We start from the raw sequence: 21,905 nt of genomic DNA, 5'->3' as shown, positions 1-21,905 counted from the left end.
AGCGGCCGGCACTACCGGGGAGGCGCCTGACCGGCCGGTGAAGCCGTCCGTCGGAAAGGTGGCAGCGGACCCCGGAAACCCGGATAATGCACAAAAGCCGGACGGGCCTCCCCCGTTCGGCTTTTTCCGTGTCTGGGCCTTCCATCGCCGGCCGCTCCCCGTTTGGAGCCGCCCTCCAGGTGCTGGCCAGCCCCGCCACGGTTTACCCGTCCGCGGCCCCGATGGCCGCAACAAATCGAGGAGCCCGTCATGGGTCAGTCTGTCGTAGTGTTGGGTGCCCAGTGGGGCGATGAAGGCAAGGGCAAGATCGTCGATCTGCTCACTGAGGAAATCGGCGCCGTCGTGCGCTTCCAGGGCGGCCACAATGCCGGCCACACCCTGGTCATCAACGGTAAGAAGACCGTCCTGCATCTGATCCCGTCGGGCATCCTGCGTGACGATGCGCTGTGCCTGATCGGCAACGGCGTGGTGATCTCGCCGGCCGCGCTGCAGAAGGAAATCGCCGAGCTGGAAGCCTCCGGCGTGGAAGTGCGCTCGCGCCTGAAGATCTCCCCGGCTGCGCCGCTGATCATGCCGTACCACATCGCCCTGGACCAGGCGCGCGAGCGCGCTGCCGGCGGCAAGGCGATCGGCACCACCGGCCGTGGCATCGGCCCGGCCTACGAAGACAAGGTGGCGCGTCGCGGCATCCGCATCGCCGACCTGCATTACCCGAAGCAGCTGGAAGAGCTGCTGCGTACTGCGCTCGATTACCACAACTTCGTGCTGACCAAGTATCTGAACACCGATGCGGTCGATTTCCAGAAGACCTTCGACGAAGCGCTGGCCTTCGGCGAGTACGTGCAGCCGATGAAGTCCGACGTGGCCGGCATCCTGCACGACCTGCGCAAGCAGGGTAAGCGCGTGCTGTTCGAAGGTGCGCAGGGCGCACTGCTGGACATCGACCACGGCACCTACCCGTACGTCACCAGCTCCAACACCACCGTCGGTGGTGCGCTGGCCGGTTCCGGCGTCGGCGCCGATTCGATCGATTACGTGCTGGGTATCGCCAAGGCCTACGCCACCCGCGTCGGCGGCGGCCCGTTCCCGACCGAGCTGGACGACGAAGTCGGCCAGGGCATCCGTGACCGCGGCGCCGAGTACGGTGCCTCGACCGGTCGTCCGCGTCGTTGCGGCTGGATGGACATCGTCGCGCTGAAGCGCGCCGTGGCCATCAACGGCATCAGCGGCCTGTGCATCACCAAGCTGGACGTGCTGGATGGCATGGAAAAGCTGAAGGTCTGCATCGCCTACGAATACAACGGCAAGCGCACCGAGTACGCGCCGCTGGACGCGCAGGGCTGGGAAGACTGCACCCCGGTGTACCTGGAGTTCCCGGGCTGGAGCGAGAACACCCACGGCATCACCAACTGGGATGACCTGCCGCCGGCCGCGCGCGCCTACCTGCGCTCGCTGGAAGAGCTGGCCGGCTGCCCGATCAGCATCGTCTCCACCGGCCCGGACCGCGACCACACCATGGTCCTGCAGGATCCGTTCGCCTGAGGTAGCACCGGGCGCTGCCCGGCGTAGGTGACAGGAAAAGCCCCGCGCAAGCGGGGCTTTTTCGTTACTGTGTCGCCAAGGCCAGCGGGGAAGCGACGCAATGACCAGGATGTCAGCGTGAAGGGCGAGACGATCGTGCGGATCACCCTGTGGGTGCTGTGGAGCCTGTGGGGCATCGCCTGCCTGGTACTGCTGCTGGGTGCGGCCGCCAATGCCCTGGCGTCGCGCACGCAGACGGTGCCGCTGGTGCTGAGTCCTGGCGCAACCGCCCAGATCACCGTCTACCGCCTCATCGATGACCAACTGCGGTTGCGCCTGCGCTATGCCGCGGACGGTACGGAGGCTGACCCCGAGGTGCTGCTGCGCATCGAAACTCCGACCGATCAGGGAGACTTCCGTGCAGGGGAGCGTTCGGGAGTGGCCGGGCAGGGCATCAATCGCGCGCTGGCTTCGGTTGAGTCCAGCGGCCTCACGGCGTTCTACTTTGGCTACGGCCGCGGCGACGCATTGCCACGCGGCCGCTCATGGCTACGGGTAACCGTGCTGGAGGTGGACCCGGCCCTGGCCGGGCACGCGGCAGACATCGAGCTGCAGCCACCGCTGGACCTGCTGAAGCTGACCGACCTGGACTACATCTGGCTGTGGCCGTTCTTCTTCTGGAAGATGGCGGCGCTGTTCCTGCTGATTCCAGGGGCTGCGTTGGCTGTCTTTACTCTGGTGTTGCGGCGCTGGCAGCGCCGGGCATCAGCGCCGCCGACTTCAGCAGGGGGTAGGGATTGATGGACTCTCCCTTCCACCACTGTTTTTCCGGCCCCAGCACATGCACCTCGAAATGCAGATGCGGCGCGTCGGCACTGGCGTTGCCGGTGCTGCCGACGTAACCGATCACATCCCCGCGTTTGATCACCTGCTTTTCCGCCAGGCCATCGGCATAGCGCTGCAGATGCGCGTAGTAGTAGCACCAGCGTCCGCTGGGTTCGAACTGGTAGATCGTCAAGCCGCCGCGCTCGCTGTCGAACAGTTTTTCCACCGTGCCATCGGCCACCGCGAGTACCGGGGTACCGGCATCGGCCATGATGTCGATGGCATCGTGCACACGGCCCTCGCTGCGCGCATCGGTGAAGGTGTCGCGCAGCTGAGAGGGCAGTACGCCCTGCAGCGGCAGCAGCAGACCGGACGGTGCATCCGCAGCCTGCGCGGCCGACTGCGCGGTGGCGGCGGGTGGGGTTGTTGCGCGCGGCGCTACTGGTTCCGTCACCGGCGCGGCGGCCAACGTCGATGGCGCTGCCGGCAGCGAGGCGGCTACCGGCTCACTCGCGTCGCGGCGCAGCCACCAACCTGCACCCAGTCCCAGCAGAACGCCCAGTACGATCAGCTGCGGAAGGCGCATCGGCTCACTCCTGCATCACCACGGGGACCAAAGTGTCCACCGCATCGGCCACACGCAGCGCATCCCAGTTGGTCATGCGTACGCAGCCATGCGATTCGGTCTTGCCCACGTGGCCGGGTTCAGACGTGCCGTGCAGGCCGTAATGCGGTTTGGACAGGTCGATCCAGACCCGCCCGACCGGATTGTTCGGGCCCGGTGGCAGGGTGGCCTTCTTTCGCCCTTGCGGGCATCCCAGAACAGCTTCGGGTTGTAGTGGAACGGCGGGTCGCGGTACACGCCCTGGATCTTCCATTCGCCGATCGGTAACGGGTCGTGCTGGCTGCCCGACGACACCGGGACCTGTGCAATCACCTTGCCCTGCGCATCCAGCAACTGCAGGGTGGAGTCGGATTTATCGACCACGATCTTCGCCGCCTTTGGCAATGCGGCGGGTGCGATGTTGGGTACCTGGATGCGGCCGCCTGCCTTGGCAAGATCCACGCCTGGATTGAGCAGCTTCAGCAGCTCAGGGGATGCATGGAAGCGCTCGCCCAGGGCCTCTTCCACACTGCCGTATCCCAGCGATTTGAGCTTGGCCTGGGCGGCGGGCCCTTTGGGTGTGGCCTGGAACGGACCGGCAACATCCTCAGCAGTCAGCGTGTAGCTGGCCAGCGGCGTGATCGTATCGGCCTGCAGAGCCTTCCAGGTGGCGTCATCCAGTTCACCCGTTACGGTCAGCCCATGCGCCGCCTGGAAGCCCGACACCGCGCGTCGCTGGTTGCTGCCCACTTCGCCATCGATCTGGCCGGGAGAGAAATTCGCACGATCCAGCAGCACCTGGGCGTGCAGCGCGGAGCGTGGGGCCACATCCGGCCCGGCTTTCTCGGCAATGGGGGCGGGCAGCTCGGGCGGCGGCGCCTGTGCGAAGGCTGGCGACGCCAGCAGTGAGAGAGCGAGCAGGGTGGATCGGGACACGGGCAAGGGCATTGGGATCTCCAGCAGGTCACGCCACCACCTTGCCCGCAGCCGCTGCCGAGCCGTCGTGAAAGGAATCTGATGCCGGCATGAGCAGCCATCGCCATCGCAGCCGTTTCCAGTGCGCAGGTGCCGCTGGGCCGCAGGCTCACCAAGGTGAACGGTGGCCGACGCCGTCGATGGACGGCGATCAAGATCGCGTGCCGGGCCGCCGATAAGGCCTCATCCCCCCGTTTTGGATACCCCCATGAACTACTTGAGGAACGTCAGGGTTGCCTGGCGTCTTGGGCTGGGCTTTGGCCTGTTGCTGCTGCTGGTCGCCGCCGTGGTGGCCACCGGCGCCACCGCCAGTGTCGTGCAGAAGCGCGCGATGCAGCAGGTGGTCGACGTCAGCGTGGCCAAGGTGCGCCTGCTGTCGCAGATGCTCGATGCCAACAACCAGATGATGGTGGTGCGGCGCGAGATGCTGATCCGCCAGGGCGATGACCGCGGCCACGATGAGCAGCGCATCGCCGATCTGGTCAAGCGCTACGAGGCCAGCTGGACCGCCTACCAGGCGCTGCCCAGCGACGCCGAGGGCAAGGCCATTGCGGAAACCATCGCAGCCAAGCGTGCCATCGCGCGCCCGCTCAACAAGCAGACCAGCGAACTGATGGAGCAGGGCGACTACCCGGGCGCCGTGGCGCTGACCCTGGGCCCGGTGCAGGAAGCGGCCAACGGCTGGAACAAGGCACTGTCCGATGGCGTGGACTTTGAGGAGAAGGAAAGCCGCAAGGCCGCCGCCGAGGCGATCCGCCTGGGTGAGCGCAGCCTGCTGCAGCTGCTGGTGCTGGGCGGCGTCGCGCTGCTGGTGGGCATCGGTGCCTCGGTGATGATCGGCCGCAGCCTGACCGGCCCGCTGGCCCGCGCGGTGAACCTGGCCGAGCGCCTGTCCAAGGGCCAGCTGGACCAGGAGTTCCGTCTTGGTGGCCGTGACGAACTGACCCAACTGGGCGAGGCAATGGCCAGCGTTCGGCAGAGCGTGCAGGCGGCGATCGGCGCGCAGCTGCAGATGGCCGAGCAGCACGAAGCGGGGGCGATCCGCTATCGCATGGACGCCGGTGCATTCCCGGGTGACTTCGGCCGCATGGTGCAGGCGACCAACAGCCTGGTCGAATCGCACGTGCAGGTGGAACTGCTGATGGCCGAGGTGATGCAGCGCTACGCCATCGGCGACCTCAGCCGCAACCTGCCGGACTACCCGGGCGAGAAGGGGACGCTGACCCGTACTTTGGCCGCAGTGAAGCAGAGCCTGATGGCGATCAACGCACAGATCGATGAACTGGCCCGTGCCGCGCGTGCCGGTGATTTCAGCATGCGTGGCGATGCCGCTGCGTTCCAGTACCAGTTCAAGGCGATGGTCGAGCACCTCAACGGCATGATGGCCAGTTCGCAGGCCAGCATCGCCGATGTCTCCGACGTGCTGCGCGCGATCTCGCACGGCGACCTGACCGCTCGCATGGACGGCGAGTACGACGGCGTGTTCGCCCGTATGCGCGACGATGCCAACACCACCACCGCACAGCTGACCGGCATCGTGCGGGGCATCCAGGTGGCTGCCGACAGCATCAACAACGCGGCGCAGGAACTGGCTGCCGGCAACAACGACCTGTCGCGCCGCACCGAGCAGCAGGCGGCCAACCTGGAAGAGGCCGCCGCATCGATGGAGGAGCTGACCTCCACCGTGCGCCAGAACGCCGAGCTGGCGCGTCAGGCCGACAGCGAAGCGCATGCGGCCGGCGCCGCCGTGCGCGAGACCGAGCAGGCGATGGCACAGATGGCCTCGGTGATGGGTGAGATCGACCAGTCGTCGGCACGCATCTCGGAAATCTCCACGGTGATCGACGGCATCGCGTTCCAGACCAACATCCTGGCGCTGAACGCGGCGGTGGAAGCCGCACGTGCAGGCGAGCAGGGCCGCGGTTTTGCCGTGGTCGCCAGCGAAGTGCGCACGCTCGCGCAGCGTGCCGGTGTCGCCGCCAAGGAGATCAAGGAGCTGATCGAAGACGCCGCCGCCAAGGTGAAGAGTGGCCTGGCGGTGACCGTTGAATCGGAAGCCGCGATCGCGCGTGTGGCCCAGGCAAGTTCGCGCACGACCCAGCTGATGAGCGACATCGCAGCGGCCAGCAAGGAACAGGCCGCCGGCATCGAGCAGGTCAACCAGGTGGTGGTGCAGATGGACCAGGTGACCCAGCAGAACGCCGCGCTGGTGGAAGAAGCCACCGCGGCCAGCCGCGCGCTGGAAGAACAGGCGCATGCACTGACCACGTCGGTGTCGGTGTTCAAGGTGGAAGGCGCAGCGGCTTCGGCCGTGCCGCGTCGCGCAGCCTGAGCAGACTGCTGAACCCGTGACAGGAATACGGCCGCCCTGGGCGGCCGTATTCCCATTGCCTGCTCAGACAGGCCGACACATCACCATCATTGTTCAAGAACACTGCCGAGCATGGCCCCCACGGCATACAGCACGACCAGGGTAGGGGGCATCACCAGCAGGTAGACGGTCGTCCAGGTCTTTCCGGAAAGCCACCCACCCATGCCGATGACGTTGAGTGCTGCGGTCTGCAGCATCACCGGCAGCTGCATGAGGATGTAGGCGCCCTTGGGGTCGCTGTTGGCCTGGGCATCGAGCACCAGCCAGGTGGTCAGCGCGAGATAGAGTGTGCATACGGCGATGCCGGTCCAGCTGAGCCAGCGTGGCTTGCGCATGCCGCCTTCTCCGTTCCGTCGGGACCACCAGCGTAGCGCCGCGTGTGCCGCCGTGCACTTCCTTGGGCCGAGCCAATGCGTGAAGCTGCAGGCAGGGAGCCGTGCGAAGAAACCTGAAGGGTGATCAACGTGATGAATGCCGTGATGCTGCCGGTCGTGATGCTGCCAGGCCTGGATGGCACCGGCCTGCTGTCGGCGCACTTCGTAGAGGCAATGCAGGCGCGGGGCATGCAGATGCAGGTACTGCCGATGCCCGCGCAGGGGCCGCAGGACTACTCCACGTTGGCGTCGATCCTGCGCCCGCAGCTTCCGGCATCTCCTTTTGTGCTGCTGGCCGAGTCGTTCGCCGGACCATTGGCCATCGAACTGGCGGTGGCCGGGCTACCTGGATTGCATGGGTTGGTACTGAGTACGACCTTCGCACGGCGGCCGGTGCCGCTGCCTGCGGCGAGCGCACGGATACTGGCCCCGGCATGGCCGTTGCCGCCACTGGCGTTGATGGCCCGGTTGCTGCTGGGGCAATGGCGGACGCGTGCGAACCTGCGCGAGCTGAGCCTGGCAATCACGCAGGTGCCAGCGGCAACCCTGCGCCAGCGTGCTGCGGCGACGCTGCGGGTCGACGTACGCGCATTGCTGCCAGGAATCGAAGTGCCGACGCTGTGCCTGCATGCCCGGCAGGACCGCCTGCTGTGGCCGCCCAGCGTGGCCGAGCTGCAGGCCTTGTTGCCCGATGCCCGCCATGTGTCGTTGGAGGGGCCACATCTGCTGCTGCAGGCGCGCGCCGACGCAGCTGCAGCCGAAGTTGCCGCGTGGATGAGGACGCTGTCGCCCTGATCGAAGGATTCAGCCGCGCGCGCGGGTACGTGCTGCTTTCTTCGCCGCCACCTTGCGCACGGTCTTCTTCGCCGCACGGGTCTTCGCTGCCTTCTTCGCGGCAGCACTACGCGAGGCGGTGGTGCTGGGTTTCTTGGCCACCGTCTTCTTTGCTGCCTTCTTCGTGGCCGTCGTGCGGGCCGGCGCCTTCTTCGCCACCTTGCGCCCGCTACCACTACGCTTGCCGCCACCATCCTGCTTGTTCACAGTGGCCCAGGCGATGCGCTCTGCGGTGCTTTCGCTGGCGCCGCGTTCGCGCTCGCTCTCTTCGATGTGCTCGGCCTGGCGCTTCTGCTTTTCGGTATAGGCGGACTTGTCACCGCGGGGCATGGCCGGTTCTCCGGTGGGGGCTGGCCCCCACGGTGGGCCTGGCGGCGTTAAGCGCAAGTCCCGCAAGGGTGATCGCACCGGCAAGGGGCCTCGGCTATGCTTGTGGCATGCGAGTCGAGCCCGCCGACATCGAAGCCCTGTTCGACGCCATCCCGGATGTGCTGTTCTTCATCAAGGACCGCCAGGGGCGTTACACCCACGTCAACCAGACCATGCTGCGGCGGCTGGGCCTGCGCGCGCGCAAGGACGTGATCGGGCGTACCGCGGCCGAGATCTACCCGACCGGCCTCAGTGCGGACTACGTCGACCAGGACGCCCGCGTGCTGTCCGGCGAGGTGATCGAGAACCTGATGGAGCTGCACCTGTTCGCCAACCGCGAACCGGGCTGGTGCCTGACCTGCAAGCGCCCGCTGGTGGTCGATGGGGCCATCGAGGGGCTGATCGGCATTTCCCGCGACCTCGGCCAGAAGGACAGCCTCGGCACCCAGTACGAGCAGCTGCGGCTGGCGCTGGCCCACCTCAATGCGCACTACGCCGAGAATGTGCGCATGCAGACCCTGCTGGACATCACCGGTTTCTCGCTGTCCAAGCTGGAGCGCAGCTTCCGCAAGGTGTTCCAGATGACCCCGCAGCAGGTGCTGACCCGGCTGCGGATCCAGATGGCCATGCACCTGCTGCATGGCGACGACAGCATCGCCTGCATCGGCCAGGCCTGCGGTTTCAGCGACCAGAGCGCCTTCACCCGCAAGTTCAAGGCTGAAACCGGTTTCTCGCCGCGTGCCTATCGTGCCCGTATCGGTGGGAACGTCGGCGAGCCGGCGCTGGCCTGAGCCGCCTGCTGCGCTGTGCCTATCCCCGTGGGCACGGGACAGGGTAAGGTGTCGCCCCTGTAGCCCGCCGCCAGCCCCGCCGATGCCCAACTCGATTCCGACCGCTTCGCCGTCCCGCCTCGGACATTCGCTCAAGCCCCGCCAGCTGATCATGATGGGCCTGGGCAGCGCCATCGGCGCCGGCCTGTTCCTCGGCTCGGGCGTGGGTGTGCAGGCGGCCGGCCCGGCGGTGCTGGTGTCGTATCTGGTGGCCGGCGCGCTGGTGATCATCGTGATGAACGCGCTGGGTGAGATGGCGGCGGCCAAGCCCACCAGTGGCGCGTTCTCGGTGTATGCAGCCGACGCCATGGGCGCTACCGCCGGTGCCACCGTGGGCTGGCTGTGGTGGGTGCAGCTGGTGATCGTGATCGCCGCCGAAGCCGTGGGTGCAGCCGGGCTGCTGGCCACGGTCTGGCCGGCGATACCGGTACCGATGGCGGCGTTGGCCTTCATGCTGTTCTTCACCGCGATCAACCTGCTCGGAGTGAAGAACTTCGGCGAGTTCGAATTCTGGTTCGCCATCCTCAAGGTGGCGGCGATCCTGGCCTTCATCGCCATCGGCGTGGCGCTGCTGATGGGATGGCTGCCGCAGGTGACCTCGCCGGGCCTGAGCAACTTCACCGAACACGGTGGCTTCGCACCGAAGGGCCTGGCCGGGATCGGTGCAGCGCTGCTGGTTGTCGTTTTTGCCTTCGGTGGCACCGAGATCGTGGCCGTGGCGGCGGCCGAAACCGAAGATCCCGAGCGCAGCATTGCCCGTGCCATCCGCACCGTGGCCTGGCGCATCCTGGTGTTCTACATCGGCTCGCTGAGCGTGATCATCGCCGTGGTGCCGTGGACCAGCGAGGCGCTGAAGTCGCCGTTCGCCGCGGTGCTGGACATCGCCCGCATCCCGGGCGCCGGTACCGCCATCACCCTGATCGCCGTGATCGCGCTGCTGTCGGCACTCAATGCCAACCTCTACGGCGCCTCGCGCATGATGTATTCGCTGGCGCAGCGCCGCGAAGCGCCGGCCGTGCTCGGCTGGACCGACCCGCGCCAGGTGCCGGTGATCGCCGTGCTGGCCAGCGTGCTGTTCGGCTTTGCCGCCACGGTGATGGAACTGCTGTTCCCGGACCGTGTGCTGCCGGTGCTGCTGAACATCGTCGGTTCCACCTGCCTGCTGGTGTGGACGCTGTCGCTGGTCTCGCAGCTGGTGCTGCGCCGTCGCGCGGATCGCCTGGGTACCCGACTGCCGTTCCGCATGGCCGGCTTCCCGTGGCTGACCTGCTGTGCACTGGCGATCCTGGCGCTGATCTTCGGCCTGCTGCTGAGTGAGTCGCACACCCGCCTGCAGTTCCTGTCGATGGTGGCGTTGACCGCCACGATCGCCGCCAGCAGCGCCATCGCACGGCGCATGCGCGAGGCCTGATTGAAGCTGCCGGCCAGCGGCCGGCACTACCACGGGGGCTGCACATCCGCCGTGCCATCCTGATCGCGTGGGCTGTCATCGGCCCGTCGACCAGGAGCACCGCATGCTGCGCAGCCGTCCTTTCCTGATGTTCACCGGCCAGGCCGAGGGCGCGCTGGCCCTGTACGCCGAAGCCTTTGCCGATTTCCGCCTGCTGGCCCTGCAACGCCACCCCGAGGGCGCCGGCGCCGGCGTGCCCGGGCAGGTCCGCCAGGCCATCTTCCTGCTCGGTGGCACCCACTACCTGTGCTTCGACAGCCTGGACGTGCACGATTTCACCTTCTCACCGTCGATTTCGCTGTTCGTCGAGTGTTCCGGTGCCGAGCAGTTCGAACGTGCCGCACGCGTACTGGGCGAGGGCGGCCATTGGTTGATGCCGGTGGGCGACTATGACTTCAGCAACCGCTACGGCTGGGTGCAGGACCGCTTCGGCGTGTCGTGGCAGTTGAGCCTGGGGCAGATGCCGGACCCGTGACCGGATGTGTGTGGGTGTGGACCTTGGTCCACACGCCCTCATGAGAACGGCCCGCTTGCGCGGGCCGTTTTCTTTACCGATGCAGTGAGGAATCAAGCCTCGACTTCATCATCCTTGTAGGCATCGACCGGGATGCAGGCGCACATCACGTTCTTGTCGCCGTACACGTTGTCCACACGCGCCACCGGCGGCCAGTACTTGCTCTGCTTCAGGCTGGCCAGCGGGAAGGCGGCCAGTTCGCGCGGGTAGGCGTGGGTCCACTCGCTGGCGGTCACTGCGGTGGCAGTGTGCGGCGCGTTCTTCAGCGGGTTGTCCTCGCGGTCCAGGCGGCCGTCTTCGATCGCGGTGATCTCTTCGCGGATCTGGATCATCGCGTTGATGAAGCGATCCAGTTCGTGCAGCGATTCGCTCTCGGTCGGCTCCACCATCAGCGTGCCGGCCACCGGGAAGCTCAGCGTCGGGGCATGGAAGCCGAAGTCGATCAGGCGCTTGGCCACGTCCTCGGCACCGATGCCGCTGGTCTTCTCCAGCGGGCGCACGTCCAGGATGCACTCGTGTGCCACCAGACCGTTGCGGCCCGTGTACAGGGTCTTGAAGTGCGGGGCCAGGCGCTTGGCGATGTAGTTGGCGTTGAGCTGCGCGACCTGGGTGGCCTTGCGCAGACCGTCGCGGCCCATCATCGCGATGTACATCCAGCTGATCGGCAGGATCGAAGCGCTGCCGAAGCTGGCCGCGCTGACCATGCCGACCGGGCCGTTGTCACCCAGCTTGCCCGGCAGGAACGGGGCCAGGTGCTCCTTGACCGCGCACGGGCCGACGCCCGGCCGCCACCGCCGTGCGGGATGCAGAAGGTCTTGTGCAGGTTCAGGTGCGAAACATCCGAACCCCACTTGCCCAGGCTTGGCCACGCCGACCAGGGCGTTCATGTTGGCACCGTCGGTGTACACCTGGCCGCCGTGCTTGTGGATGATCTCGCAGATCTCCACCACCTCTTCCTCGAACACGCCGTGCGTGGACGGGTAGGTCATCATGATCGCGGCCAGGCGGTCGCTGTACTTCTCGGCGTTGAGGCGGATGTCCTCGACATCGACGTTGCCGTTGGCATCGGTCTTGGTCACCACCACCTTCATGCCGCACATCTGTGCCGAGGCCGGGTTGGTGCCGTGCGCCGAGTCCGGGATCAGGCAGATGTCGCGGTGGTCTTCGCCGCGCGAGCGGTGGTAGGCGCGGATCGCCAGCAGGCCGGCGTACTCGCCCTGTGCGCCGGAGTTCGGCTGCAGGCTGACCGCGTCGTAGCCGGTGCATTCCACCAGCATCGCTTCCAGCGTGTCGATCAGTTCCTTGTAGCCCAGCGCCTGGTCGGCCGGCACCAGCGGGTTGATGCGAGAACTCCGGCCAGGTCACCGGGATCATCTCGGCGGTGGCGTTGAGCTTCATGGTGCACGAGCCCAGCGGGATCATCGTGCGGTCCATCGCCAGGTCCTTGTCGGCCAGCGAGCGCAGGTAGCGCAGCAGTTCGTGCTCGCTGTGGTGGGTGTTGAACACCGGGTGGGTCAGGAACGCGGACTGGCGCAGCAGGCCGGCCGGCAGCGCATCGGCGGTGCTGGCATCCAGCGCGTCGACGTCGGCCTGCGCACCGAACACGGCGGCCAGCGCGACCACGTCGGCGCGGGTAGCGGTCTCGTCCAGGCTGATGCCGACCGAGTCGCTGTCGATCGCGCGCAGGTTGTAACCGGCGGCGCGGGCCTTGGCGTGGATCTCATCGGCGTGCACGCCGGTGACATGCAGGGTGTCGAAGAAGTCGCCACCGACCTGCACGCCGGCCGTGCGCAGTGCCGCGGCCAGGATCGAGGCCAGGCGGTGGGTGCGACGGGCGATGCGGGTCAGGCCTTCCGGGCCGTGGTAGACGGCATACATCGAGGCCATCACCGCCAGCAGCACCTGTGCGGTACAGATGTTGGAGGTGGCCTTCTCGCGGCGGATGTGCTGCTCGCGGGTCTGCAGGGTCAGGCGGTAGGCCGGGTTGCCCTGCGCATCGACCGAGACGCCGATCAGGCGGCCTGGCATCGAGCGCTTGTAGGCGTCACGGCAGGCCATGAACGCGGCGTGCGGGCCGCCGAAGCCGAATGGCACGCCGAAACGCTGGCTGTTGCCGACCACGATGTCCGCGCCCCATTCGCCCGGGGCGGCCAGCAGGGTCAGCGCCAGCAGGTCGCTGGCCACGGCCACCAGGCCGCCGCGTGCGTGCACGGCATCGACCAGCGCCTTGTAGTCGCCGACCTGGCCGAAGGTGTCCGGGTACTGCAGCAGCAGGCCGAAGGCTTCCGCTTCCAGTGCCTCGGCCGGGGTGCCGACGCGCAGCACGATGCCCATGGGCTCGGCGCGGGTGCGCAGCAGCTCCAGGGTCTGCGGGTGCACGGCGTCGTGCACGAAGAAGGTGTCCGACTTCGACTTGGCCGAACGCTTGGCCAGGGTCATCGCTTCAGCGGCGGCGGTGGCTTCGTCCAGCAGCGAGGCGTTGGCGATTTCCATGCCGGTGAGGTCGGCGCACAGGGTCTGGAAGTTGATCAGCGCTTCCATGCGGCCCTGCGAGAATTTCCGCCTGGTACGGGGTGTAGGCGGTGTACCAGGCCGGGTTTTCCAGGATGTTGCGCAGGATCACGTTCGGCGTGTGGGTACCGTAGTAGCCCTGGCCGATGAAGCTGCGCAGCACGGTGTTCTTGTCGGCGATCGCACGGATCTTCGCCAGTGCCTGCACTTCGGTCATCGATTCCGGCAGTGCCAGCGGCGCCGGCGACTTGATCTTGGCCGGTACGATGGCATCGGTCATCGCATCCAGCGATGCGTGGCCGACGACGTCGAGCATCTGCGCGATCTCGGCATCGTTGGGGCCGATGTGGCGCTCGACGAACGCATTGTGGTGCTCGAGCTCACGCAGGGAAGGGGTGTTCTGGGACATGGCGAAGGATCCGTCAGGAAAGGGCACACGCACGGGCACAAGCCGCCGGTCGGCGGTCTGCGGGGCGCCCCTCTGTCCTTTTGCCTGAGAGTTTGGAAGCGCGGAAAACCGCGGCTTCGTGCCCCTTCGGCGCCGGATCGAACCGGTCTCTCCAGAGTTGTGTTACGGGTGGTATCGGGCCTGAGCGATTACGGGCGTTGCGCCTTCGGCAGCGGTGTTCCGCTTCTCCCACCGTGTTGCCCGCCGATTATAGCCCGTTGCGGGCGCGCCAGCCGCCTCCGGGCCCGGCCGCGGCGCCTGAATGGCCGATGGCCCGTCCGTGCGTTTTGTGCACTGCTGCATGGCGTCAGGCGCAATCCCCACCTATGATGGGCGAATACCCGAATTCATCTGGCGCCGTCCCTGCTGCAGGGGACCGGCGCCCGCCGTGCGTGCCGCGCATGGCCCTGCCGGACGCCTTCTCCATGACCGCCGCTGTTGCTCCTTCCACCCGCCGCATGGCACTGCTGCTCGCCGGCCTGGCCATGTTCGGTCCGTTCTCGATCGACACCATCTTCCCGGCGTTCCCGCAGCTGGCCCAGCGCCTGGCGGTGGACGAGGTGGCGGTGCAGCAGACCATCAGCGTGTACCTGCTGTTCTACGGCCTGATGAGCCTGGCACACGGCCCGCTGTCCGATGCCTGGGGCCGCAAGCGGGTGATCCTCGGCGGCCTGGTGGTGTTCGTCGGCGCCTCGGTCGGCTGTGCGCTTTCCACCGACCTGACCACGCTGCTGGCGTTCCGCGCGCTGCAGGGCCTGTCCGCGGGCGTCGGCATGATCGTCGGCCGCGCGGTGATCCGCGACCTGTACCACGGCCACGACGCGCAGCGGCTGATGAGCCAGGTGTCGATGCTGTTCGGCATCGCCCCGGCCATTGCACCGATCATCGGTGGCTGGATCCTGCTCAGTGGCGCGGGCTGGCCGCTGATCTTCTGGTTCCTGGTGGTGTTCGCACTGGTCCTGCTGGCAGCGACCGCGCGCTACCTGCCGGAAACCCATCCGGTCGAGGCACGGGTGCCGCTGTCGCCGCGCGTGCTGATGCGTGACTACGTGCGCATCGGTTTCGATCCGCGTTTCCTTCGCCTGGCGCTGGCCGGCAGCATCGGTTTCGGCGGCATCTTCCTGTACATCTCCTCGGCGCCGGTGTTCGTGATGCAGCACCTGCACCTGGGCGAGGGCGGCTTCGCCTGGCTGTTCATCCCCACCATCGGCGGCATGACCACCGGCTCGTTCCTGTCCGGGCGCATGGCCGGGCACACCACGCCCACCCGCCAGGTCGCCATCGGTTTCGGCCTGTGCGCGCTGTCGGTGCTGCTGAACGTTGGCTACGTGGCGCTGGCGCCGCAGTTCGTGCTGCCGTGGGCGGTGCTGCCGATCTTCCTGGGCGGCATGGGCATGGCATTGATCTTCCCGATCCTGGCGCTCGCGGTGCTGGACATGTACCCGCACCAGCGTGGCCTGGCCTCGTCGCTGCAGGCGTTCGTGCAGCTGATGATCAGCACCGTGGTGGCCGGCGTGGTGTCGCCGCTGCTCAGCGCCAGCCCGTTGCACCTGGCGCTGGGCCAGGCCGCGTTCTTCGGCGCCGGCTTCGTGTTCTGGTACTGGGAACACCAGCGTGAACGCACGGCGCAGGCGGCCTGCACGGGTCACTGAGCAGCGTGCAGGGGTAGGGCAGGCCGCGACGCCCGCAGCGCTTGCGACGGGAAACCACCGGACTAGGCTGGGCACTCCAGCCAGCCGGTGCACAGGTGCACGACAGCCAGCCGATCCAATGTCGTTGCATGAGGTTCCCCCATGGCTGCGCAGCAGACCTACCGCCTGTTCGAGGTGGCGCTGAAGGAGCGCCGCGTTCTTTCCCCTTCCCTGGACCGCATGGTGTTCACCGGTGCCGACGTGGCGCGGATGAAGACCGAAGGGCCGGACCAGCGCATCAAGGTGTTCTTCCCCTTGCCCGGCCAGGAGGTGCCGCAGGTCCCCAGGGGCGACGACTGGTATCCACGCTACCGGGCCCTGCCGGACGATCAGCGCCCGCCGATGCGCACCTACACCATCCGCCAGCTGCGTGCGGAGCAGGGCGAGGTCGATGTCGATTTCGTCATCCACGGCGTGACCGGTCCCGCCTCGCGCTGGGCCATGCATGCCCGGCCGGGCGACCGCGTGGTGCTGCTGGCCCGGATGCCGACTGCGCCGACAGCAGCGAGGGCTGGGAATGGAAGCCGCCGACGGGCGTTGGCCAGGTGCTGCTGGTGGCTGACGAGACCGCGTTGCCGGCAGTGGCCGGGATTCTCGAGGAACTGGCGGCCATGGTGGATCCGCCGCGCACGCTGGCCCTGCTGGAAGTGGCGCAGGCCGGTGATGCGGTTCCCCTGAAGGCGCCGGCCACGGCCGAGCTGGTCTGGTTGCCGCGCGGGCAGGCGGCGTACGGGCAGCCCCTGCTGCAGGCAGTCCAGGCAAGGTTGGCTGCGGCCTCGGGCGTGGCTGCCGGCGATGCGTTGGAGGAGATCGACGTCGATACGCAGATCCTCTGGGAGCAGGCCGATAGCCGCGTGGCGGGGCCGCTGTACGCCTGGGTCGCAGGTGAGCTGGGGCCGTGATGGCGATCCGTCGCCATCTGGTCCGTGACTGCGGGCTGGACCGCCGCGCGATCACCTTCATGGGGTACTGGCGCCACGGCAAAGTGCTGGACTGAGGCGACGTGAAGCAGCGCTGCGGGCGGGGTGCGCTATCCTTGCGCCCCCCTCGCAGCGGTACCGCACCATGTCCACCAGCTCCAAGACCCGCCGCGACCAGCGCCGTCGCCAGGAAAAGCAGGCCGCCAACAAGGCCGCTGCCCAGGCCTCGCCGGTGGAGCCGCATGCCGAACTGCGCGACGCGCAGCGCACCCTGCTGGCCGGTGTCGTGCGCCGTGATGGCGAATGGGTGCTGGGCATGGATGGCCGCATCGCGGGCCACAGCGAGAGCGCTGCGCAGGTGCTGGCGCTGATCATGCAGGCCGGTGAGCTGCACGAGCGCAACGGCACGCCGGTGCGCCCTGATGTACTCCGACGCGCTGCGTGATGCGGCGCAGGCCGAAGCGAAGGAGAAGGGCCAGACCTTCGAGGAATTCAAGGCCGAGCTGGCTGCAGCGATGGCGGCGAAGAAGAACAGCTGACAGGCACTTCGGTAGAGCCGGCCGCTGGCCGGCTGCCGTTCTGCGGTCTTCATCGCGTGGTTGCCGGCAAGCGGCCGGCACTACCAGAAAGGGGCGGATCCTCGCGGATCCGCCCCTTTTTTCATTTCGCCGCCGGTGCCGCGTTGGCCTGCCAGCCACACATCTGGCCTTCGTTCTGCTGCTTCAGCCACTCGTTGACCGGGGTGAAGTACTCGATCATCGGGCCGGCATCGAGCTTGTCGGTGCCGGTCAGCTCCTTCAGCGTGGCCTGCCACGGCTGGCTGGCACCCTTGCTCAGCATCGCCCAGTACTTCTGGCCGGCTTCCTTGTTGCCGTAGAAGGTGCACTCATGCAGCGGACCTTTGTAGCCGGCCGCATCGCACAGGCCCTTGTAGAACTGGAACTGCAGGATGCGCGCCAGGAAGTAACGCGTGTACGGGGTGTTGCCCGGCACGTGGTACTTCGCGCCCGGGTCGAAGAATTCTTCGCCACGGGTGCTGGCCGGCGCCACGCCCTGGTACTTGGCCTTCAGGTCCCACCATGCCTTGTTGTAGTTGTCGGCGGTGATCGAGCCATCGAACACGCCCCAGCGCCAGCGATCGATCATCAGCCCGAACGGCAGGAACGACACGCCCGACAGCGCCATGCGCATCTGGTTGTTGATGACCGCTTCGCGGCTCTCGGTCGGCGCGTCGACCAGGCCGATCGAGCTGAGGTACTTGGGCGTCATCGCCAGCACGATGGTGTCGCCGATCGCTTCATGGAAGCCATCGTTGGCACCGCCCTGGAACAGCGGCGGCAGCGGGTTGTAGGCCAGGTCGTAATAGATGTGGCCCAGCTCGTGGTAGATGGTGGTGAAGTTCTCTTCGTTCGGCTTGATGCACATCTTGGTGCGCACGTCGCCTTCCATGTTCATGTCCCAGGCGCTGGCGTGGCAGACCACGTCGCGGTCGTCGGGCTTGATGAACTGGGTGCGTTCCCAGTACGACTGCGGCAGCGACGGCATGCCCAGCGACACGTAGAAGTCCTGCGCCCGTTCGGTCATCTGCTTGGCGGTACGCAGTTCGGCCTCGCGCTGCGCCTTGTACTGCGCGGCCACGTTGGCGTCCTTGCCGGCCTTGGCCAGCGCTGCGCTCAGGTTGGTCTGGTACTGCTTTTCCAGCGCCGCGGTGATGTCCAGGCTGCCGGCACCCGGGTACGGTTCCAGCTGGTCCCACAGGTTCGACCAGTCCTGCTGCCACATGTTGCCGAGCAGATGCGCGGCGATCAGGCCATTGCCCACTTCGGCCTTGTCCTTGCCGTAGGTCTTGTCCAGCTTCCCGCGTGCGTAGCAGTGCAGCTGCTCGTACATCGGCTTGACCTGTTCCCACAGGCGGTCGGTTTCCGGACCGATCTGTTCCGGCGGCATGTCATAGCCGCTGCGCCACATCTGGCCGGCATCGGTGAAACCCATGCCCTTGGCGCCTTCGTTCACCAGGCCGACGAACTTCTGGTAGTCGCCGCGCATGCTCTTGGTGGTGCTGTGCCAGCCCTGCCAGGCATCGAGCTGCTTGTCGTAGTCGCGGCTGCGTGCCAGCACCTGCTCCAGCTCGCCCAACTGGCGGCAGGAGTTCGGATCGTTGGCATCGGTGCAGTACTTGCCGGCGCCGTAGCTGCCTTCCATGCGCGTGGCGATCTGGGTCAGCTCGGCCAGCTTGGCCGGATCGCGCGGTGCCGGCATCGACGACATCAGCTTCAGCAGGTGGATCGCGCGCTTGCTGTCCTCGCTCATCGGCTTGCCGTCGAACGTGGCCGCCTGTTCGATCCAGCTGTTGAGCTGGGTCAGCGAGCGCTCGTTGGCCTTGGCCGCGATGCGTTCCGAATCACTGTTGATGTAGGTGGAGGACAGCCACTGCGCCGAGGTCATCTCCGGGTAGGCGGCCTTGAATTCGGCATTGATGCGGGCCACGAACTGGTCGGCGGTTTCGCCGGCCGGGGCGCTGCTGCTGGCGGTATCGGTGCCTGGGGCAGCTTCCTTCTTGCAGGCGGCCAGGGCCAGCGTGGCGGCGGCGATTGCCGAGGCCAGCAGGAGATGACGGTGTTTCACGGGCGGTCCTTGGGTGGTGAACGACGGCCGAAGGCTAGTGGGCAGTGGCTGCCACCGCAAGTGGCGGAAGTCGGCCGGGCGGCGCCCGGCACCCGCAGAGGCCTTCAAGCAACGGCAAAGGCCGAAGCAACAGCAACAGCGGACTACCCGTGGTTTGGCGGGGCGGTGTCGGACTGCGGGGACGCCGCAAGTACGTCCCTGTAGGCTTGGCAGCCGCATCCATGCGGCTGACGCCCCGCACTCCGACACCGCCCCACCTCTGACAGATTCCGTGTGCTGTCGGTAGGTGTCGACCTTGGTCGACACATCTGTCAGGTATCGACAATCAAAATGGGGTCAGATCCGTTTTCCGGAGGAAAACGGATCTGACCCCAAGGTCGTTCCAACCGATCGCGGAAAACTGTCGAAGGCGGGGTGGGTCCGGTTGCGGGGGCGTGAGCCGCATGGATGCGGCGACCGAGCCTACATGGATGTATTTACGGCGTCCCCCGCAACCGGACCCACCCCGCCATCCCTCGGAATGCACGCTGTTGCTGTTGCTTCGGCCGTTGCCGTTGCGGTTGCAGTTGCCTTTGCAGGTGCAGGGCTGCAAGCCCTGCCGAACAACCCTCAGCCTTCGCAGCTGGCGAACACGTCGCGGTCGCGCTCGTACAGCGAGGTCTTCACCTGCATCAGGCCCAGCACCGACGGGAACAGGTTGTCATGGTCGGTGTAGGCCGCCGAACGCTTGCGCACGCACTGCAGGTCCAGCCCGCGGCTGCTGGCGAAGCCCGGCGAGAACCACATCGTCATCGGTACCCGGGTCTGCTCGGCCGGGGCGATGGCGTAGGGCACGCCATGCAGGAACAGGCCCTTCTCGCCCAGCGACTCGCCGTGGTCGGACAGGTAGATCATCGCCGTGTCGTAGTCCTGCATGCCCTGCAGCGTGCCGATGGTCCTGGTCAGGAAGTGATCGGTGTACAGCACGGCGTTGTCGTAACTGTTGGTGATCTCCTCGCGCGAGCAACGGCCGATGTCACGGGTATCGCAGGTCGGGGTGAAGCGGCGGAACGCGGGCGGATAGCGCTCGAAGTAGGCCGGGCCGTGGTTGCCCAGCTGGTGCAGCACCACCACCCGGTCACCGGGCCTGGCACGTACCTGGGTGGCCAGGTCCTGCAGCAGGATCTCATCCATGCAGCGGCCATCGGCACACAGACCTGGTGTGGTGGCATCGGACAGCGATTGGAAGTCCAGGCCTTCGCACACGCCCTTGCAGCCGGACTGGTTGTCACGCCACAACGGCGCGATGCCGGCGCGGTTCAGGACGTGCAGCAGCGACTGGTGCGCGCGGATCTTCTTTTCGTCGTAGTCGTGGCGACCCCATGGCGAGAACAGGCACGGCAGCGAAACCTCGGTGCTGGTGCCGCACGAGTGCATGTCCGGGAAATTGATCACGCTGGCCTGCGCCAGTTCCGGGGTGGTGTTGCGGCCACCGTTGAGCCCCCAGTTCTGCGCGCGCACGGTCTCGCCCATGACGATCACCAGCAGGCGGGGCTTGCTGGCCGGCGCGCGCGGGGTGGCCTTGGCATCGGTGCCGATCGGCAGCTTCGGCGCGCGCTGCACCGGGTTGTCACCGCGCAGTGCACGCGGCATGCCCAGCAGCACGTTGGCCGGTGTCGCCAGGTAGCGCACTTCGCGCTGGTTGCGCATCAGTGCCGAGACATCCTGGAACGAGATCAACGCGCCGCCGACGGCAGTCACCGCCGCCACTACCAGGAAGCCCAGCCGCCACAACAGGCTGCGGCCCCAGCTGCGCCGACGCAGCTGCACACGCCACAGCACGATCATCGGCAGCACCGCCAGCAGCAGTACCGGCCACAGCAGTGACACGGTCATCAGCTCGCGGCTTTCCTTGGGGTCGGTCGCCAGCACGTTACGCAGCATGTCCGCATCCAGGTAGATGTGGTAGCGGCTCATGTAGTGCGCGGCGAATGCGGTTACCAGCAGCAGCAGGCTGATCACCACCTTGGCGTTCCAGCGCCAGACCAGGATGCCCAGCAGCACGCCGTGCGCACCCAGCAGCAACAGCAGCAGCGACAGCGCGTAGCGGAGGCTGCCCGGATGGCTGGCCATCGCGCTGTGCCAGAACAGGCCGTTGCCGGCCACCGCGAAGAACAGGCTGGTCAGTGCGATCAGTGCTTCGGTGGACAGCTGCGGCCGCCAGCGGCGAAGACTCGCCAACGCGGGAAGGCGGGCGGGGCGTTGGACCGATGCACTCATGCGTTTGCCTCCTGGCGGTTGGGACGGTCCAGCTGACGGCGGATCAGGACATACAGGCCGAGCGAAAGCAGCCAACATATCAATGCAGTGGCAACGTCATGCGAAAGGAAATGCGCGCCCCGGAGCTGCTGGCTGATGCCGAACACCAGGCCGGTGCCAAGGCCGATCCACAACCCGGCCCAGCGCCACGACGGGCGCCACAGCAGGGCGAAATAGTACAGGCACAGCCAGGCATAGCCCGCACTGGCGTGGCCGGCCGGGAAGCAGGCCCGAGGGGCCATACCGTCGGGGCGCAGCGTGAACAGCCCGATGAAGGGCTCATGGCCGCCGTAGCGCAGCAGATCCCACGGGCATTCCATCGGCACCAGCGCCTTCAGCAGGGAGATCACGCCGGTGCCCAGTGCCATGGCAATCACGACATAGAGCAACGCCCATCGCAGGGTGCGATCGCGTCCCTTGCGCCAGTGGTGGAAGCACAGCAGGATCGCCACCAGCGCCGCTGCCGTGCTCAGCCATTTGCCCACCTTGTGCACCACCGTGCGGGTGATCCAGGCGTCCTGCAATGCCCAGTGGCCACCTTCAAGGCGGAGCAGGTGATCGGCCACCCATTGGTCGCCGCCGAAGCCCATCAGCAGCGTAAACACGGGTAGACCGATTGCGACAGGCAGCCAAAGGTGGGTTACGGCAAATCTTGACGCCAGTGGTGATGTCGCAAGCGGCGCTACCGCATCAATGGGACGAACAGGCATGCTGGGAAGGGGCGGTTCGGGAATCCGCAGTCATG

The 21,905-nt window shown here is 67.0% G+C and carries 14 protein-coding genes, 4 pseudogenes and 1 riboswitch; of the genes and pseudogenes, 10 read left to right on the top strand and 8 right to left on the bottom strand.

The genetic code is table 11. The features are described 5' to 3' along the window. Positions 1-249: 249 nt before the first annotated feature. A complete protein-coding gene (locus ACXI0D_RS02975) occupies positions 250-1,542 on the top strand; it encodes an adenylosuccinate synthase (protein ID WP_014038120.1) in 1,293 nt (430 codons plus the stop codon). Positions 1,543-1,659: 117 nt separating this feature from the next. After that, a complete protein-coding gene (locus ACXI0D_RS02970; RefSeq protein ID WP_119006621.1) occupies positions 1,660-2,322 on the top strand; it encodes a hypothetical protein in 663 nt (220 codons plus the stop codon). Here the strand turns inward: ACXI0D_RS02970 and ACXI0D_RS02965 are convergent. Together ACXI0D_RS02965 and ACXI0D_RS02960 are read right to left on the bottom strand one after the other, a co-directional pair. Beyond that, positions 2,252-2,932, bottom strand: a complete 681-nt coding sequence (locus ACXI0D_RS02965) for a M23 family metallopeptidase (RefSeq protein WP_119006620.1) — start codon at positions 2,930-2,932, stop codon at positions 2,252-2,254. The genes ACXI0D_RS02970 and ACXI0D_RS02965 overlap by 71 nt on opposite strands. Positions 2,933-2,936: 4 nt before the next feature. Further along, positions 2,937-3,700 (bottom strand): annotated as a pseudogene (locus ACXI0D_RS02960) (L,D-transpeptidase family protein). A gap of 433 nt (positions 3,701-4,133) precedes the next feature. Between ACXI0D_RS02960 and ACXI0D_RS02955 the strand changes: the two are divergent. Next, entirely contained in the window at positions 4,134-6,257 is a 2,124-nt protein-coding gene (locus ACXI0D_RS02955; protein WP_119006618.1) for a methyl-accepting chemotaxis protein, read from the top strand. Between the two features lie 86 nt (positions 6,258-6,343). Here ACXI0D_RS02955 and ACXI0D_RS02950 read toward each other — a convergent pair whose 3' ends face one another. Next, positions 6,344-6,631: a hypothetical protein gene (locus ACXI0D_RS02950; protein ID WP_119006617.1), complete on the bottom strand. Its 288-nt coding sequence runs from the start codon at positions 6,629-6,631 to the stop codon at positions 6,344-6,346. Between the two features lie 132 nt (positions 6,632-6,763). Here ACXI0D_RS02950 and ACXI0D_RS02945 point away from each other — a divergent pair, with 132 nt between their 5' ends. Continuing rightward, entirely contained in the window at positions 6,764-7,465 is a 702-nt protein-coding gene (locus tag ACXI0D_RS02945; RefSeq protein WP_119006992.1) for an alpha/beta fold hydrolase, read from the top strand. A gap of 9 nt (positions 7,466-7,474) precedes the next feature. Here ACXI0D_RS02945 and ACXI0D_RS02940 read toward each other — a convergent pair whose 3' ends face one another. Then, positions 7,475-7,834, bottom strand: a complete 360-nt coding sequence (locus tag ACXI0D_RS02940; protein ID WP_119006616.1) for a hypothetical protein — start codon at positions 7,832-7,834, stop codon at positions 7,475-7,477. A 107-nt stretch (positions 7,835-7,941) separates the two neighbouring features. On the opposite strand from ACXI0D_RS02940, the gene ACXI0D_RS02935 reads away from it, so the two are divergent. From ACXI0D_RS02935 to ACXI0D_RS02925, 3 genes are all read left to right on the top strand, one after another. Then, positions 7,942-8,664: an AraC family transcriptional regulator gene (locus ACXI0D_RS02935; protein ID WP_014038112.1), complete on the top strand. Its 723-nt coding sequence runs from the start codon at positions 7,942-7,944 to the stop codon at positions 8,662-8,664. Positions 8,665-8,746: 82 nt separating this feature from the next. Next, complete coding sequence (locus ACXI0D_RS02930; protein ID WP_014038111.1) at positions 8,747-10,114, top strand: amino acid permease; 1,368 nt, start codon at positions 8,747-8,749, stop codon at positions 10,112-10,114. A gap of 103 nt (positions 10,115-10,217) precedes the next feature. Further along, positions 10,218-10,628, top strand: a complete 411-nt coding sequence (locus tag ACXI0D_RS02925) for a VOC family protein (protein WP_049443033.1) — start codon at positions 10,218-10,220, stop codon at positions 10,626-10,628. A 92-nt stretch (positions 10,629-10,720) separates the two neighbouring features. Here ACXI0D_RS02925 and gcvP read toward each other — a convergent pair. After that, positions 10,721-13,587, bottom strand: a pseudogene (gene gcvP, locus ACXI0D_RS02920) (aminomethyl-transferring glycine dehydrogenase). A 62-nt stretch (positions 13,588-13,649) separates the two neighbouring features. Further along, a riboswitch (glycine riboswitch) is annotated at positions 13,650-13,752 on the bottom strand. A 299-nt stretch (positions 13,753-14,051) separates the two neighbouring features. Between gcvP and ACXI0D_RS02915 the strand changes: the two are divergent. From ACXI0D_RS02915 to ACXI0D_RS02905, 3 genes and pseudogenes are all read left to right on the top strand, one after another. Continuing rightward, positions 14,052-15,278 carry a multidrug effflux MFS transporter gene (locus ACXI0D_RS02915; RefSeq protein ID WP_479642282.1) on the top strand — a complete coding sequence of 409 codons (1,227 nt, stop codon included), beginning with the start codon at positions 14,052-14,054 and terminating at the stop codon, positions 15,276-15,278. Positions 15,279-15,419: 141 nt separating this feature from the next. Beyond that, positions 15,420-16,314 (top strand): annotated as a pseudogene (locus tag ACXI0D_RS02910) (siderophore-interacting protein). A gap of 68 nt (positions 16,315-16,382) precedes the next feature. After that, positions 16,383-16,776: pseudogene (locus ACXI0D_RS02905) on the top strand (hypothetical protein). Between the two features lie 121 nt (positions 16,777-16,897). On the opposite strand, the gene ACXI0D_RS02900 reads toward ACXI0D_RS02905, so the two are convergent. The 3 genes from ACXI0D_RS02900 to ACXI0D_RS02890 all read right to left on the bottom strand — a co-directional run bounded on the left by ACXI0D_RS02900 (position 16,898) and on the right by ACXI0D_RS02890 (position 21,870). Continuing rightward, positions 16,898-18,862 (bottom strand): M2 family metallopeptidase, encoded by a 1,965-nt coding sequence (locus ACXI0D_RS02900; protein ID WP_014038105.1) that lies wholly within the window; start codon positions 18,860-18,862, stop codon positions 16,898-16,900. Positions 18,863-19,471: 609 nt separating this feature from the next. Beyond that, on the bottom strand, positions 19,472-21,121 hold the full coding sequence (locus tag ACXI0D_RS02895; protein WP_479642281.1) for a phosphoethanolamine transferase: 1,650 nt from the start codon (positions 21,119-21,121) through the stop codon (positions 19,472-19,474). Beyond that, positions 21,118-21,870: a phosphatase PAP2 family protein gene (locus ACXI0D_RS02890; protein ID WP_479642280.1), complete on the bottom strand. Its 753-nt coding sequence runs from the start codon at positions 21,868-21,870 to the stop codon at positions 21,118-21,120. The genes ACXI0D_RS02895 and ACXI0D_RS02890 overlap by 4 nt, the downstream gene beginning before the upstream one ends. Positions 21,871-21,905 lie beyond the last annotated feature (35 nt).

The sequence above is a fragment of the Stenotrophomonas sp. C9D9 genome, assembly GCF_056491205.1.
This window is presented reverse-complemented; position numbering and strand designations above follow the sequence as displayed.

What these genes read in the sequence shown, in the direction of transcription:
- ACXI0D_RS02950 (WP_119006617.1), bottom strand. Translation starts at nt 6,631, where the DNA reads ATGCGCAAGCCACGCTGGCTCAGCTGGACCGGCATCGCCGTATGCACA.
- ACXI0D_RS02945 (WP_119006992.1), top strand. Translation starts at nt 6,764, where the DNA reads ATGAATGCCGTGATGCTGCCGGTCGTGATGCTGCCAGGCCTGGATGGC.
- ACXI0D_RS02975 (WP_014038120.1), top strand. Translation starts at nt 250, where the DNA reads ATGGGTCAGTCTGTCGTAGTGTTGGGTGCCCAGTGGGGCGATGAAGGC.
- ACXI0D_RS02955 (WP_119006618.1), top strand. Translation starts at nt 4,134, where the DNA reads ATGAACTACTTGAGGAACGTCAGGGTTGCCTGGCGTCTTGGGCTGGGC.
- ACXI0D_RS02925 (WP_049443033.1), top strand. Translation starts at nt 10,218, where the DNA reads ATGCTGCGCAGCCGTCCTTTCCTGATGTTCACCGGCCAGGCCGAGGGC.
- ACXI0D_RS02935 (WP_014038112.1), top strand. Translation starts at nt 7,942, where the DNA reads ATGCGAGTCGAGCCCGCCGACATCGAAGCCCTGTTCGACGCCATCCCG.
- ACXI0D_RS02965 (WP_119006620.1), bottom strand. Translation starts at nt 2,932, where the DNA reads ATGCGCCTTCCGCAGCTGATCGTACTGGGCGTTCTGCTGGGACTGGGT.
- ACXI0D_RS02930 (WP_014038111.1), top strand. Translation starts at nt 8,747, where the DNA reads ATGCCCAACTCGATTCCGACCGCTTCGCCGTCCCGCCTCGGACATTCG.
- ACXI0D_RS02940 (WP_119006616.1), bottom strand. Translation starts at nt 7,834, where the DNA reads ATGCCCCGCGGTGACAAGTCCGCCTATACCGAAAAGCAGAAGCGCCAG.
- ACXI0D_RS02915 (WP_479642282.1), top strand. Translation starts at nt 14,052, where the DNA reads ATGACCGCCGCTGTTGCTCCTTCCACCCGCCGCATGGCACTGCTGCTC.
- ACXI0D_RS02895 (WP_479642281.1), bottom strand. Translation starts at nt 21,121, where the DNA reads ATGAGTGCATCGGTCCAACGCCCCGCCCGCCTTCCCGCGTTGGCGAGT.
- ACXI0D_RS02890 (WP_479642280.1), bottom strand. Translation starts at nt 21,870, where the DNA reads ATGCCTGTTCGTCCCATTGATGCGGTAGCGCCGCTTGCGACATCACCA.